At 60.0% G+C, this 13,511-nt stretch carries 9 protein-coding genes; 5 read left to right on the top strand and 4 right to left on the bottom strand.

Annotated features, from left to right (window positions below):
* Positions 1–363: 363 nt before the first annotated feature.
* Genes L1069_RS09260 through L1069_RS09245 form a run of 4 tightly spaced genes read left to right on the top strand, consistent with a single transcriptional unit; the run spans position 364 to position 7,895 of the window.
* Entirely contained in the window at positions 364–2,805 is a 2,442-nt protein-coding gene (locus L1069_RS09260; RefSeq protein WP_237455458.1) for a type I restriction-modification system subunit M, read from the top strand.
* Positions 2,805–4,076 carry a restriction endonuclease subunit S gene (locus tag L1069_RS09255; protein WP_237455457.1) on the top strand — a complete coding sequence of 424 codons (1,272 nt, stop codon included), beginning with the start codon at positions 2,805–2,807 and terminating at the stop codon, positions 4,074–4,076. Before L1069_RS09260 ends, L1069_RS09255 begins: the two co-directional genes overlap by 1 nt.
* Before the next feature lie 41 nt (positions 4,077–4,117).
* Positions 4,118–7,186: an HsdR family type I site-specific deoxyribonuclease gene (locus L1069_RS09250; protein WP_237455456.1), complete on the top strand. Its 3,069-nt coding sequence runs from the start codon at positions 4,118–4,120 to the stop codon at positions 7,184–7,186.
* The gene (locus L1069_RS09245; RefSeq protein ID WP_237455455.1) at positions 7,176–7,895 is read left to right on the top strand and encodes a SprT family zinc-dependent metalloprotease; all 720 of its coding nucleotides are present in this window, start codon (positions 7,176–7,178) and stop codon (positions 7,893–7,895) included. The genes L1069_RS09250 and L1069_RS09245 overlap by 11 nt, the downstream gene beginning before the upstream one ends.
* 96 nt (positions 7,896–7,991) lie before the next feature.
* Here L1069_RS09245 and gyrB read toward each other — a convergent pair whose 3' ends face one another.
* Both gyrB and L1069_RS09235 read right to left on the bottom strand, forming a co-directional pair.
* Positions 7,992–10,409: a DNA topoisomerase (ATP-hydrolyzing) subunit B gene (gene gyrB / locus L1069_RS09240; RefSeq protein WP_129372423.1), complete on the bottom strand. Its 2,418-nt coding sequence runs from the start codon at positions 10,407–10,409 to the stop codon at positions 7,992–7,994.
* Between the two features lie 93 nt (positions 10,410–10,502).
* Positions 10,503–11,093, bottom strand: a complete 591-nt coding sequence (locus L1069_RS09235) for an NAD(P)H-dependent oxidoreductase (RefSeq protein WP_129372424.1) — start codon at positions 11,091–11,093, stop codon at positions 10,503–10,505.
* Positions 11,094–11,202: 109 nt separating this feature from the next.
* Here L1069_RS09235 and L1069_RS09230 point away from each other — a divergent pair, with 109 nt between their 5' ends.
* On the top strand, positions 11,203–11,796 hold the full coding sequence (locus L1069_RS09230; RefSeq protein ID WP_129372425.1) for a TetR/AcrR family transcriptional regulator: 594 nt from the start codon (positions 11,203–11,205) through the stop codon (positions 11,794–11,796).
* Here the strand turns inward: L1069_RS09230 and L1069_RS09225 are convergent.
* Positions 11,793–12,413: a LysE family translocator gene (locus tag L1069_RS09225; RefSeq protein WP_237455454.1), complete on the bottom strand. Its 621-nt coding sequence runs from the start codon at positions 12,411–12,413 to the stop codon at positions 11,793–11,795. The two genes, L1069_RS09230 and L1069_RS09225, sit on opposite strands and share 4 nt — an antisense overlap.
* On the bottom strand, positions 12,410–13,507 hold the full coding sequence (gene recF / locus L1069_RS09220; protein ID WP_237455453.1) for a DNA replication/repair protein RecF: 1,098 nt from the start codon (positions 13,505–13,507) through the stop codon (positions 12,410–12,412). Before recF ends, L1069_RS09225 begins: the two co-directional genes overlap by 4 nt.
* Positions 13,508–13,511: the final 4 nt, after the last annotated feature.

Raw genomic sequence — 13,511 nt, 5'->3', positions numbered from 1 at the left:
CCGTCATCGTGACAGAGCCGGAAAAATCCAGTTTCCGGCGATCCAGGGTTGGGAAGCAGTGCACCGGGGTCCTCGGCATCACTGAAGATGAGAGATCCGGTGACGCGCGTAAATGCCTCGGCAACTGACGCAACGCGCAGGCACCATAGCCGCCGTGGGTGCCGTGTGCAGCGAACAGCCGCTTTCCGCCATACCGGAAGATAAGTAGTCCAGTGACTGAAACCCGAATGAAGAATAGTTGGGTCGTCGCTGGAGTTGATAATGCATTCGGCGTCGCCTTGCAGGTAAGCTCCGGCTCGGTTCATAGTGCCCGAAATCACAGTTCGTCCGGCCCCGCCCGGCGCCAACAAACCAAGGCAATAAATGGCTATCAAGAAAAGCGACATCTACCGCTCCCTATGGGACAGCTGCGACCAGCTCCGCGGCGGCATGGATGCGTCTCTCTATAAGGATTACATACTTACGCTCCTCTTCCTGAAGTATGTCTCGGATCGGGTCGGGAAGCCGGATGCTCTCATCGAGGTCCCCGACGGCTGCTCCTTCGAGGACATCCGGAAGCTTCGCGGCACCAAGGATATCGGTGAGCGGATCGACATTGCCATCGCAGGAATCGCAGAGGCCAACGACCTCAAGAATGTCATCGACCGCGCCTATTTCAACGACACCGAGAAGTTCGGGCGCGGGGCCAAGATGGTCACGACCCTCACCGCGCTGATCAACATTTTCAGCCGGGACGAGCTTAACTTCAGCCGAAACCGGGCCGACGGCGACGATATCCTGGGTGATGCCTACGAATACCTGATGCGGAACTTCGCAACGGAGTCCGGCAAGAGCAAGGGGCAGTTCTATACCCCCGCCGAAGTCTCGCGAATAGTGGCTGCCGTCGCAGGGGTAAACCGTGCGAACAGCCCCCAGCAGACCGTCTACGACCCGACATGCGGGTCCGGCTCCCTGCTTCTGAAGGCGGCCGACGCCGCCGATGTCCCCCTGACGATCTACGGGCAGGAGTTCGACATCACGACCCGCGGCCTTGCCAAGATGAACATGATCATGCACGGGCGGGAGGATGCAGAGATCGCCCAAGGGGATGTCATCGGTGAGCCCCAGTTCAAAGCATCCGAGACCGAAATCCAGACTTTCGACTTCGTCGTCGCCAACCCGCCGTTCTCTGCCAAGGCGTGGGGCTCCGGCCTAACGAACGACACCAAGTTCGGACGCTTCGAGCTCGGCATGCCGCCCGAAAAGAACGGCGACTTCGCGTTCCTGCTGCACATCCTTGCGTCCATGAAGGCCACCGGTTCGGGCGCGGTCATCCTGCCTCATGGTGTCCTCTTCCGCGGCAACAAGGAAGCCGAACTGCGCGAGAAGATCCTCAAGCGCGGCTATATCAAGGCGATCATCGGCCTGCCTACGAACCTCTTCTACGGCACCGGCATCCCCGCCTCGATCATCGTGCTCGATAAGTCTCAGGCCAGCGTCGAGCGGCCGGTCTTCATGATCGACGCCTCCAAGGGCTTCATCAAGGACGGAAACAAGAACCGTCTGCGAGAGCGGGACATCCACAAGATCACCGACGCCTACACCAAGCAGGCCGAGATTGCCGGTTATTCTCGTCTCGTCCCCTACGAAGAGATCGTGCGCAACGACTTCAACCTGAACATCCCGCGCTACATCGACGGCTCCGATCCGGAAGATCTCCAGGACATCGAAGCCCACCTGAAGGGCGGCGTTCCGAACCGGGACATCGACCTGCTGTCAGAGTTCTGGGAGGTCATGCCGGGCGTCCGCGCCACGCTCTTCGGACCGAACCCGCGCGATGGCTACTCTGACCCGCTGGTCGAGCCGGAGGAGGTCCGCACGACCATCCGCAACCATCCCGAGTTCGCGGCCTTCAGGGACCGGGTGCATGCGATCCTGGATGGGTGGGCCGGGCAAAATGCTCCGCTTCTGGACGGCATCCAGATGGGCGACAAACCCAAGGCGCTGATCCACACGATTGCTGAGGACATGCTGAACCGCTTCACCGGGGCGCCGCTGATCGACCCATACGAGGCCTATCAGCGGCTCATGTCCTACTGGGCCGACACCATGCAGGACGATGTTTTCATCATTGCGCACGACGGCTGGGATGCGGCGAAGGAGTTGCGCATCGCGCGGCATGAGAAATCCGAGGACGGCAAGAAGACCAAGTGGCTGGAAGAGGCTGATCTGACCGTAAATGGTCAAAGGCTCGTCGCCGATGTGATCCCGCCGAAGCTGGTGGTCGCCCGCTTCTTTCCGGAGATGCAGAAGACGCTCGACATACGCCAGGCGAAGGTCGATGAGCTGGGGGCTGAGCTTGCCGAGCTTGTCGAGGAGCATGCTGTGGAGGGCGGCCTCCTTGAGTTTGCCCTGTCCAGCTCCGGGAAGCTGACGGCAGCTTCCATCAAGGACCGCCGCCGGTATGGTCAGCCGGACCCGGAAGAGGATGCCCTTCTCACCCGCGCTAATAAGCTCCTGAAACAGGAGAAAGATGCGAAGAAGTTGGTCACGGCGGCTGAAGCAGCCCTGACAAAGGCGATCCTGGAGAAATACCCTGAGCTGACCGACGAAGAGATCCGGTCTCTGGTCGTGGATGACAAATGGCTGACTGACGTCGCCGAGCTGATCGAGGCTGAGATCGAGGCGCGGACCGAGCATATGACGGCTCGCGTTCGAGTGCTTACGGAGCGATATGGACAGACGCTTTCAGATCTGGCGGATGCCACACAATCACTGTCTCTCACAGTGATGGATCATCTGGCGAACATGGGGCTTGAGGTCTGATGGATGGCACGGTGTTGAGTAGTCCCTTCAAAAAAAGTGAAGTCGGATTCATTCCCAATAACTGGAATCTCGAGAACTTGGCATCGCTTGTCGATCCCGACCGTGGAATTCGGTATGGTATCGTGCAACCAGGGAAGTTTGATCCAAATGGCCGCTTTCTGATTAGAGGCCAAGATTACTCGCGAGGCTGGGTAGACTCTTCGGAGTTCTTTCGTGTCTCGGACGCAGTGGAACGGCGCTATAGAAATGCCCGTGTCGCAACTGGCGATTTGATCATCACAATCGTGGGGGCAAGCACCGGCGAGGTAGCGAAAGTTCCCGCTTGGTTAAATGGTGCAAATCTTACTCAGACCACTGCGCGAGTAGCGATCGACGAGAAAAGGGCCCACCCTGACTTCGTTTTTCACATGTTGCGAAGCCAAGTCGGCGCAACGAATGTTTCAAGCTATGTAAAAGGTGGAGCTCAGCCAGGGCTCAACTGCGGCGATGTCGAAAGATTTCTTTTACCAGTTCCGGAGAGCCGCGCAGAACAGGAAGCCATCGCCGAGGCGCTTTCTGATGCGGATGCGCTGATCGAGGGGCTGGAGCGGCTGATCGCCAAGAAGCGGCTCATCAAGCAGGGCGCGATGCAGGACCTCCTGACCGCCATGCGCCGCCTTCCGGGGTTCTCGGGTGAATGGGTGGAGACCAACCTCCGCAAACTACTCAAGAGCGCGCCTTCCTATGGGATCAATTCGGCCGCCTGCGCACTTGGGTCAGGTGGATACGACTATCTGCGTATCACTGACATCAACGAGCATGGTCAATTGCGCCAAGACGGGCGAGCGGAGGTCTTGCACCCCGCTGCCGCGCACTACTTTCTCGAGCCCGATGAAATCGTTGTCGCGCGAACCGGCGCAAGCACTGGCAAGTCACACCGGTATACTGGCCCGAGGGAGCGAACGGTTTACGCCGGTTTCCTTATCAAATTGGCCCCTGCGACAATCGAAATCGTCTCCGCTTATCTGTTTCAGTTCATGCAAACAGACGCCTACTGGACATGGATTGGGGAAAACTCTGCGCGCAGTGGACAACCGGGCATCAACGGCCAGCAGTTGGCAGGGATGACCTTGGTCATTCCGCAAGACACCGATGAACAGCAGGCAATTGCCGACGTCTTGAACGACATGGACGCCGAAATCCAAGCTCTCGAAACCCGGCTCGAAAAAGCGCGGCAGGTGAAGGAGGGCATGATGCAAAACCTTTTGACCGGTCGGATCAGGCTGGTCTGACGACATTTTTCAAAAAGTGATTTTAGAGTGGAGGCAGGGACATGAGCACCATCGGCGAGGCGGAACGCAGGGCGCAGACCCGGGTGATCGACCTGCTCTCGGACAAGCAGACGGATGCCACCGGCGGCCTTGGCTGGCGCTACCTCGGCGATTGGCAAAAACGTGACGGCAACGCCAACATCGAGGAGGAGCTGCTGCGCCCTTGGCTCCTGTCCCGTGGCTATACACCCGAGGTGGCGGCCCAGGCCATCACCCTGCTGAAACGCGAGGCGCGGATGGAGGGCACGAAGCTCTATGAGGCGAACCAGAGTTTCTACGAGATGCTCCGCTACGGCGTCCCCGTCACCCCGGGGCCGGGCGAGGCCCCGGTCACCGTCCGCTTTGTCGACTGGACCGATCCAGCCGCAAACGACCTGGGCGTCGCCGAAGAGGTCGCCATCAAGGGCAAGGACCCGAAGGCCTGGAACAAGCGGCCGGACCTGGTGCTCTATGTCAACGGCATCGCGCTCGGCGTGGTGGAGTTGAAAAAATCCACCGTTGGTGTGGGCGAAGGCATCCGCCAGACCCTCGACAACCAGCGACCGGAGTTCATCCGCCATTTCTTCACCACCGTTCAGATCACATTTTCCGGGAATGACAGCGAGGGGCTGCGCTACGCCCCGATCCAGACTCCTCAGCCTTACTGGCTGGCCTGGAAGGAGGAGAGTGACATCTCTGCCCGCCTTGACCGCGATGTGACCCTGATGATCGCCCCCGCGCGGTTCCTTGAGTTGATCCACGACTTCACGCTGTTTGACGGCGGTATCAAGAAGATCGCCCGCCCCAACCAGTATTTCGCAGTGAAGGCCGCTCAGGAGCGCGTGAGAGCCAAGGAGGGGGGCATCATCTGGCAGACCCAAGGGTCCGGCAAAAGCCTCATCATGGTGATGCTGGCGCGCTGGATACGGGAAGCCTTTCCCGACGGTCGTATCCTGGTTGTGACCGACCGCAAGGAGCTGGACGGCCAGATCGAAGAGGTGTTCGGCAACACCGGCGACAAGGTGCGCCGCGCCCGCAGCGGCAACGACCTCATGGCTGCTCTCGCCGATCCGAAGGATCGTGTCATCTGCTCGCTCGTCCACAAGTTTGGCAAGCGGGAAGAGAACGAAATGGAGTCGCTGATCTCCGATATCCAGACCGCCAATATAGGGGCGCCTGTCGGCGAGTTCTTCGTCTTCATCGACGAGGCCCACCGCACGCAGTCCGGAAAACTTGCCAAGGCCATGCGGAAGATCCTGCCCGAGGCGATGTTCATCGGCTTCACCGGCACGCCTCTGCTTCGGTCGGACAAGGGCACTTCGCTGGAGACCTTCGGGCCCTACATCGGCAAGCCATACCGGTTTGATGAGGCCGTCGAAGACGGCGTGGTGCTCGACCTCCGCTACGAAGCCAGAGATATCGACCAGAGGATCAGCGCGCCTGAGAAGATCGACGCTTGGTTCGAGGCGAAGACGAAAGGCCTGACGCCCGTCGCGAAGGCCACGCTGAAGCAGCGCTGGGGCACCTTGCAGCGCGTTCTGTCGAGCCGCGACCGGCTTGAAGAGATCGCCAAGGACATCATGGTGGACATGGAGATGAAGCCGCGCCTTCAGGCGAACATGGGGAATGCCATGCTCGTCGCGGGTTCTATTCCTGAAGCCTGTAAGTTCTTCGAGATCTTCCGGAAGTGCGGGTCTGCCCTCGCCGACAAGTGTGCGATCGTCACCTCCTACAAGCGTGCCGCCCCCGAGCTGACCGGGGAAGAGACCGGGATGGGCGAAACCGACAAGCAATATGTCCACCGCGTCTATACCGACCTACTGGGCGAAACATCGGAGGAGGATTACGAAGAGGAGGCCCTGAGGCTCTTCAAAAAAGAGCCGGGGCGGATGAAGCTCCTGATCGTCGTCAGCCGCCTCCTGACCGGCTTTGACGCGCCTACCGCTACCTACATCTACATCGACAAGCAGATGCGCGACCATGGGCTATTTCAAGCCATCTGCCGCGTGAACCGGCTGGACGGTGACGACAAGGACTTCGGCTACATCGTCGACTACAAGGACCTTTTCCGGAACATCGAGAGCGCAGTTGATGACTATACCTCCGAAGCTTTCGATGCCTTCGATAAAGAGGATGTCGACGGGCTGATAACCGATCGTTCAGAGCAAGCAGATCTGGACTTGCGAGCCGCACGGGATGCTTGGCTCGGCCTCATGGACCGTGTGGAACAGCCGAAAACAGACGACGAAATCTACGCGTATTTCTCCAGCCCGGATGGGATCGACACTGATCCGGACGCGGAAGAAAAAGCGCGGCGCCGGCAAGCTCTCTATAAAATCGCAGGCAGCTTCGCGCGCGCCTACGCCAATGTCGCAGCCGAACCCGCAGGTTCGGGTTTCAATGATCTGGAGCTTGCCGAGTGCCGAAAGGAAGTCGAATACGCCATCGGAATCCGTGATGCCGTTCGGCTGCACAGTGGCGATGCTGTCGATATGAAGCTCTACGAGCCCGCCATGAGGCACCTGATCGACAACTACATCCGGGCAGAGGATTCGGAGGTCGTATCGCACCTGGATGACATCAGCTTGATTGACCTTGTCGAGAGCAAGGGTGCTGCGATGGAAGATGAACTTCCGGCAGCTTCAAAGCGCAAACGCGAGAACATTGCGGAAGCGATCGAGAACAATGTCCGAAAGCTCATCATCGAAGAAACCCCGGTCAACCCTCGCTTCTACGAGAAGATGTCCGATTTGCTTTCCGACCTCGTAATCCAGAGGCGAAACGACGCCATCGAATACGCCGAGTATCTTGAGCGCATCAAAGAGATGGTAACGCAGGCGAAAGCCGGCCATGGCAATGTGTATCCGGAGAGCATGTCGACGGCGGGGAAGAAGGCACTCTATGACAATCTCGACAGCGATGAGGATTTGGCGATCAAGGTCGACCAAGTTGTCCGAGACACAGCGCCTTATGGGTGGCGGGGCAACGCCATGAAGGAACGAAAGGTCCGCCGTAGTTTGGAGCCATTCTTCGACGACATCGCGAAAAGGGAGCGGATCTTCGAGATCTTGAAGAACCAGAATGAGTATTGAGATCGCTGAGATCGGCGGCGTTGATGTTGAAATCGTCCGCAAGAACATCAAGAACCTGCATATAGGGTGCTACCCTCCCGCCGGCAGAGTGCGGGTTGCAGCCCCCGAACGGGTAAGTGGCGAAGCCATTCGCGTCGCCGTGCTAACGAGAATGTCCTGGATTCGCAGGAAGCAGGCTCAGTTCCTGGGCCAGCCTCGTCAGCCAGTTCGGAAGTATGTCTCAGGCGAAACGCATTTCTATTTTGGTCGTCCGCTTCGGCTCGAAGTTGAGGAGTGGGACAAGCAGGTCCATCGTATCGTGCGATCCGGGTCCGACCGACTGATCCTCAAGGTTCCTTTCGCGACAGATACCGTTCAACGGGAACGCTGGATGGCCTCTTGGATGAAGAACCGTCTTCGTGACTGGGCGCTTCCGAGGTTCGACGCCTGGACCGCACGGCTGGGAGCGCATCCAGATTGGTGGGGCATCCGCCCCATGAAAACGAAATGGGGCAGCTGCAACGCCGAAAAACGGATCATCTGGTTGAACTCTTCGCTCGTGAAAAAGCCTGAGGGCATGATCGACTATGTGATCTTGCACGAGCTCGCTCACCTGATTTCGCCTCGGCACGATCAGAGGTTCACTGCCGTTCTCGACCGGGAAATGCCACGGTGGCGCAATGTGCGCAAAGAGCTCAACGCTCTTCCCCTGGAGGCATGGATCGACTGAAATGTGCGACGCTCCGCGCCGCCGCCGCGCAATCCTTTGGGCAAATCGCGCAAACTTATGAGGATCGCGCACGAATATGCGCGATCCTACACCTGATCAGAAATCCAGGTTTTCGACGCTAAGCGCGTTCTTTTGGATAAACTCGCGACGGGGTTCGACAACATCGCCCATCAGCTTGGTGAACAGATCATCCGCCTCGATCATATCGTCGACCCGCACTTGCAGCAGTGTCCGGGCGTCCGGGTCCAGGGTCGTCTCCCACAGCTGGTCCGGGTTCATCTCGCCCAGGCCTTTGTAGCGCTGCAGCGAGAGACCCTTTTCGCCTTCATCAAGGATCGCCTTCAATAGATCCAGCGGACCGTGAATAATCTGGCTGCGGTCGCGGCGGATCAGCTGAGAGGCGGTGCCGTAGACTTCCTGCAGGCTTTGGGTGAAGCTGCCGGTCTTGCGCGCCTCGCCGGAGCGCAGCATCGGGCCGTCCAGGGTACGCACTTCCTCGACTCCGCGCAGGATGCGGGCCAGGCGGATGCCGTGATCCTGGGTGATCCGGCCCTGCCAGCCGCGCTCATATTCCAGGGCAATGGCGTCCAGCCGCGCCGCGACCTTGTCGGCCACGCCCTGCAGGTTGGAATCCACCGCACCGGGCACAAAGGCACCGGCCACTGCGGCTTGCTCCAGGATGTGGCGCGGGTAATGGGTCGGGAAAGCATCCAGCACACGTTTGAGCTGGCGCGCCTCGTCGACCACGCGGGTAAGGTCGGCACCGGCCATCTCGGAGCCGTTACCGAGTTTCAGCAACGCGCCGTCGACACCTTGGTTGATCAGATAATCATCCAGCGCCGCCTGATCCTTGAGGTAAACCTCGGATTTGCCGCGCGCGACCTTATACAATGGCGGCTGCGCAATGTAGAGATAGCCGCCCTCGATCAGCTCCGGCATCTGCCGGTAGAAGAAGGTCAGGAGCAATGTCCGGATATGGGCGCCGTCCACGTCCGCATCGGTCATGATGACAATCTTGTGGTAGCGCAGCTTTTCAATCTTAAATTCGTCCCGGCCAATACCGGTGCCCAATGCCATCACCAGGTTGCCGATCTCCTGGCTTCCCAGCATCCGGTCAAAGCGTGCCCGTTCAACGTTCAGGATCTTGCCGCGCAGGGGCAGGATTGCCTGGGTCCTCCGGTCCCGGCCTGTCTGGGCGGAACCGCCGGCCGAGTCCCCCTCGACCAGGAAGACTTCGGTTTTGGACGGGTCTTTTTCAGAGCAATCCTTCAGCTTGCCAGCCAGATAATTCACGTCCATAGCAGTTTTGCGGCGGGTCAGTTCGCGCGCTTTGCGGGCGGCCTCGCGGGCCAAAGCGGCCTCGACAATTTTGCCAACGATTTGCTTGGCCTGGCCGGGGTTTTCCTCAAACCACTCTGCCAGTTTTTCCCCGACCAGGCTCTCGACCACCGGGCGCACCTCGGATGACACCAGCTTGTCCTTGGTCTGGCTGGAGAATTTCGGATCCGGCACTTTCACCGACAAAACACAGGTCAGCCCCTCGCGGGCGTCATCACCAGTAAAGGAGATCTTTTCCTTCTTCGCGATGCCCGAAACCTGCGCGTAGTTGTTGATCGTGCGGGTCAACGCGCCGCGGAAGCCTGCAACATGGGTGCCGCCATCGCGCTGCGGGATGTTGTTGGTAAAGGGCAGCACAGTTTCATGATAGCTGTCATTCCACCACATGGCGATTTCGACAACGATTTCGTCCTTTTCACCGATGATATAAACCGGAGTTTCCATCACCGGGGTCTTGTGGCGGTCCAGGTATTTGACGAATTCCTTGACGCCGCCGTCATAGAACAGCTCCACTTCCAGCCGTTCCGCCGGGCGTTCGTCGATCAGGATGATGCGCACGCCGGAGTTCAGAAAAGCCAGTTCCCGCAAGCGCTTTTCCAACGTTTCAAAGACATATTCGAGGTTGGAAAACGTATCCGTCGAGGCCATGAAGCGCACTTCGGTGCCGGTCCGGTCGCCGCAATCGCCGACCACCTCCAGATGCTTGGCTGTATCACCGCGCTCAAACCGGGCAATGTGTTCCTTGCCGTCGCGCCAGACGCGCAGTTCCAGCCAGTCAGACAGCGCGTTCACCACCGAAACACCCACACCGTGCAGGCCGCCGGAAACTTTGTAGGAGTTGCTGTCGAACTTACCGCCGGCATGCAGCTGGGTCATGATGACCTCGGCCGCGGAAACGCCTTCTTCCTCGTGGATACCCACCGGAATGCCGCGGCCGTTGTCGCTGACGGATACGCTGGAATCGGCGTGAATTTTCACCGTCACGTGGTCCGCGTGGCCTGCCAGCGCCTCGTCGATGCCGTTGTCCACGACCTCATACACCATGTGGTGCAGGCCCGAGCCATCGTCGGTGTCCCCGATATACATGCCGGGGCGTTTTCGAACCGCCTCCAACCCTTTGAGAACCTTGATGGAATCCGCGCCATATTCTGCGGGGGCCTGCTCGTTTCCGGACATTCACATCTTCCTGTCTTTGCTTCAGGATTTTATACGGAGTCTGGCCGGGATTGTCACGCGCAAGCCCCCTTTTTTCAGGGCTGTATCAGACGATTATGCTGCTAAGGCGCCAAGCTCCGACGCGGTGCTCAGCCAGGCTGCGCGCTCCTCCGCACTTGATCCTTGCAATGCGCCGAAATGGCAGGTCTCTACCGGATCAATCCCCACGAAATTCATTATCTGCCGCTCCACCTGAACATGCGCTGCATTGCCGTAGAACTGCTCCATCAAGTCAGGCGGCGTGTCCGACGCCACCATCACCCGGCCCGATTTTCCGGCCAACAGCGGTTTCGGCAGGCCATCGGTCACAATGCGCGGGTCAAACGTGCGGCCGGGAAGCAGAATCCGGTCAAACAACCCCTTCAGTTTCCCCGGCATCCCGCCCCACCACAGCGGAAAGGCAAGGACCACATGCTCTGCCCATTCAAAGTCCGCAAGCACTGCTTCGATCTGCGGCTCCAGTTGCTTAGCTCCGGAAAACCCGGCCTGGCCGAAATCTGCGTCGAACTCCAGCTGCGACAGCTTGTGCAGGCGCACATCGTGCCCCGCACCTTCTGCTGCAGATGCGTAGGCTTTGCAAAGCGCCTGCGTAAAAGTGTTCTCAGCCGGGTGGCCGTTCAAGATCAGTATTTTCCGGGCAGACATGTCATTCTCCATGAGTTAAGTTGACCACGGTCACTTTATTGAAATAAAAAGTGACCGTGGTCAATTATAAAAGTGACCGCGGTCAATAACGAACCCGTGAGGATGAGGCATGACACGCGCTCCACAAAAGCGGCGGCTGGAAACCCGCGCAAAACTGCTCAGCACCGCAACCGTCATTGTCCAGGAACAGGGCTATAGCGGTTTGCGGGTTGAAGATGTGGTTGCCCGGGCCGGTGTTGCCAAAGGCACCCTGTTTTCCCATTTCAAGGACAAGGACGGGCTGCTGGCCGTCCTGATCGGGGAGGAAGTGACACGGTTGCTTGACGGGATGGAGGCCGCAGGCGCGCCGGCAGATGTAGCGGATCTGACCGCCCGGCTTGCACCGCATCTTGATTACGTCGCGCAGGACCGGGTGATTTTCGATCTGCTGCTGCGCTATTCAGGCACCACTGCGGATGAGCCGGATGAAGTTGTCACTGCAAGCTTCACCCGGCAGGTCGCCTTGCTGACAGGCTGGCTGCAGGACATGCAGGCGGCGGGCAGGGTTCGCCGGAACCAGCCGCCGGAATTGCTGGCGGAAGGCATCCAGGCGTTTCTGAACCATGTGCTGGGCTTGTGGTTCTGCATTGAGCATGAGACTGCAGCGCGCCCGGCCCAGACGCTGGAACCTTACTTGCAGGCCTGGTTGCAACCATCCGCCTAAAGGAACGGGATCGCCAGCCCCACACAGATCAGCAGCCCGCCGGATACCAGGTTGATGCGCCGCAGGATCCGGGGCGAAGCAATCGCCCGCCGGACCCGGTGCACCATCCCTGCCAACGCAAGGTTCCCTGCCAGCGGAACCGCAAAAGACAGCACCACAATGGCGGCAACATCTGGCCAGGTTGTGCCTGACAGATCAAAGAAACCGGGCAGAACGCCCATGTAGAACAGGATTGCCTTGGGATTGCCCAGGATCACAGCAATTCCCGCCATGAACCCGGCCCAGACGCCCGGCCGGGTGAGGGCGCGGCTTTCCTGAACCGCTTCACCCGCGTGACGGATCAGCAGCCCGCCCATGCCGAGGAACATCAGGCAGGCCAGCCAGCGCAACAAGGTCATGATGCCGGTGAATTCGGAAACCACCCAGGACATGCCGCCCACCGCCACCAGCGGCCACAGAATATCGCCGCAGGCAACCCCCAGCGCCAACGGCCAGGCCGCCGGAAACCCGCCGGACACCGAGCGCGCCATCAGCGCCAGCCAGACCGGGCCGGGCGTCAGGAACAAGATCAGCAGCGCCCCTGCATAAAGCGACAGATCCCAAGCGGTGACAGTCATTTTTGCGTCACCTCCGACCCGCTGCCGCTGTCAGAGACTTCCAGCATCTGGGCACGGCCTGCCAGCTCGCCAAACAGCTCCGGCCCGGTGCCCGTCATCCAGGCCTGGGTTCCCAGAGTGCAGATCTCGTCATAAAGGACCGCACGGCGGCCAGCATCCAGATGCGCGGCAACCTCATCCAAAAGCAGGATCGGCGGCGCGCCCTCGCGCTGCGAAAGTGCCCGTGCGTTGGCCAGGATCAGCGACACCAGCAGCGCTTTCTGCTCACCGGTCGAACAGTCCTTGGCCGGGATGCCCTTAGCCTGGTAGGTGCCGATCAAATCGGTTCTGTGCGGCCCGACAAGGGTCCGGCCCGCCGCCAGATCCCGGAACCGGCTTTCCTCCAGCGCCTCTTTGAAATCCGCCTCGGTGGACGGCATACTGCCTTCGGATTGCAGCAGCTCCAGCTCAGCCGCGGGAAATACGGTTCCGGCCTCGGCCTGGGCAATCTGCAGCAGTTCCACCGCTTGCACGCGTGCCGCATGGATCCGGTGCCCGGAGGCGGCCATCCGCTCTTCCAGCACCCGGTACCATGCGGCATCGCGCACCTGCTCCTTCAACAACCGGTTGCGCTCGCGCATCGCCTTTTCATAGGCCAGCGAGGCCTCGGCATGGGCGGGTTCAAAGCTCAGCGCGATCCGGTCCAGAAAGCGCCGGCGGCCTTCTGCCGCTTCAATCCACAACCGGTCCATCGCCGGGATCAGCCAGACCACCCGCGCCACCTGGCCCAGCGCGATCTGGCTGGCGGGCTTATTGTCGATTTTCACCTGCCGGGCACTGCCGCCTTCGGACCAGGTTTCCACCTCATAGGCCTGCGAGGGTGCCCGCAGCTCAGCCTTCAGTTTCCACCCCAGCGCTTCGGGCTGGCGTGCCATCTCTGCCGCACTGGCCCGGCGCAGGCCCCGGCCGGGCGAGAACAGCGACACGGCTTCCAGGATATTGGTCTTGCCCGCCCCGTTATTGCCGTGGATGGCGACCGGACGCCCGTCCAAACGCAATTCCGCCCGCAAATGCGAGCGGAAATGGGACAAGGTCAGGGCAGTCAGGGCCAGCACGCGG

This window comes from Leisingera sp. MMG026 (genome assembly GCF_021654205.1).
Taxonomy (GTDB): Bacteria; Pseudomonadota; Alphaproteobacteria; order Rhodobacterales; family Rhodobacteraceae; genus Leisingera.
The sequence above is the reverse complement of the archived record's forward strand: the minus strand, read 5'-3'. Positions and strand labels throughout refer to the sequence as shown.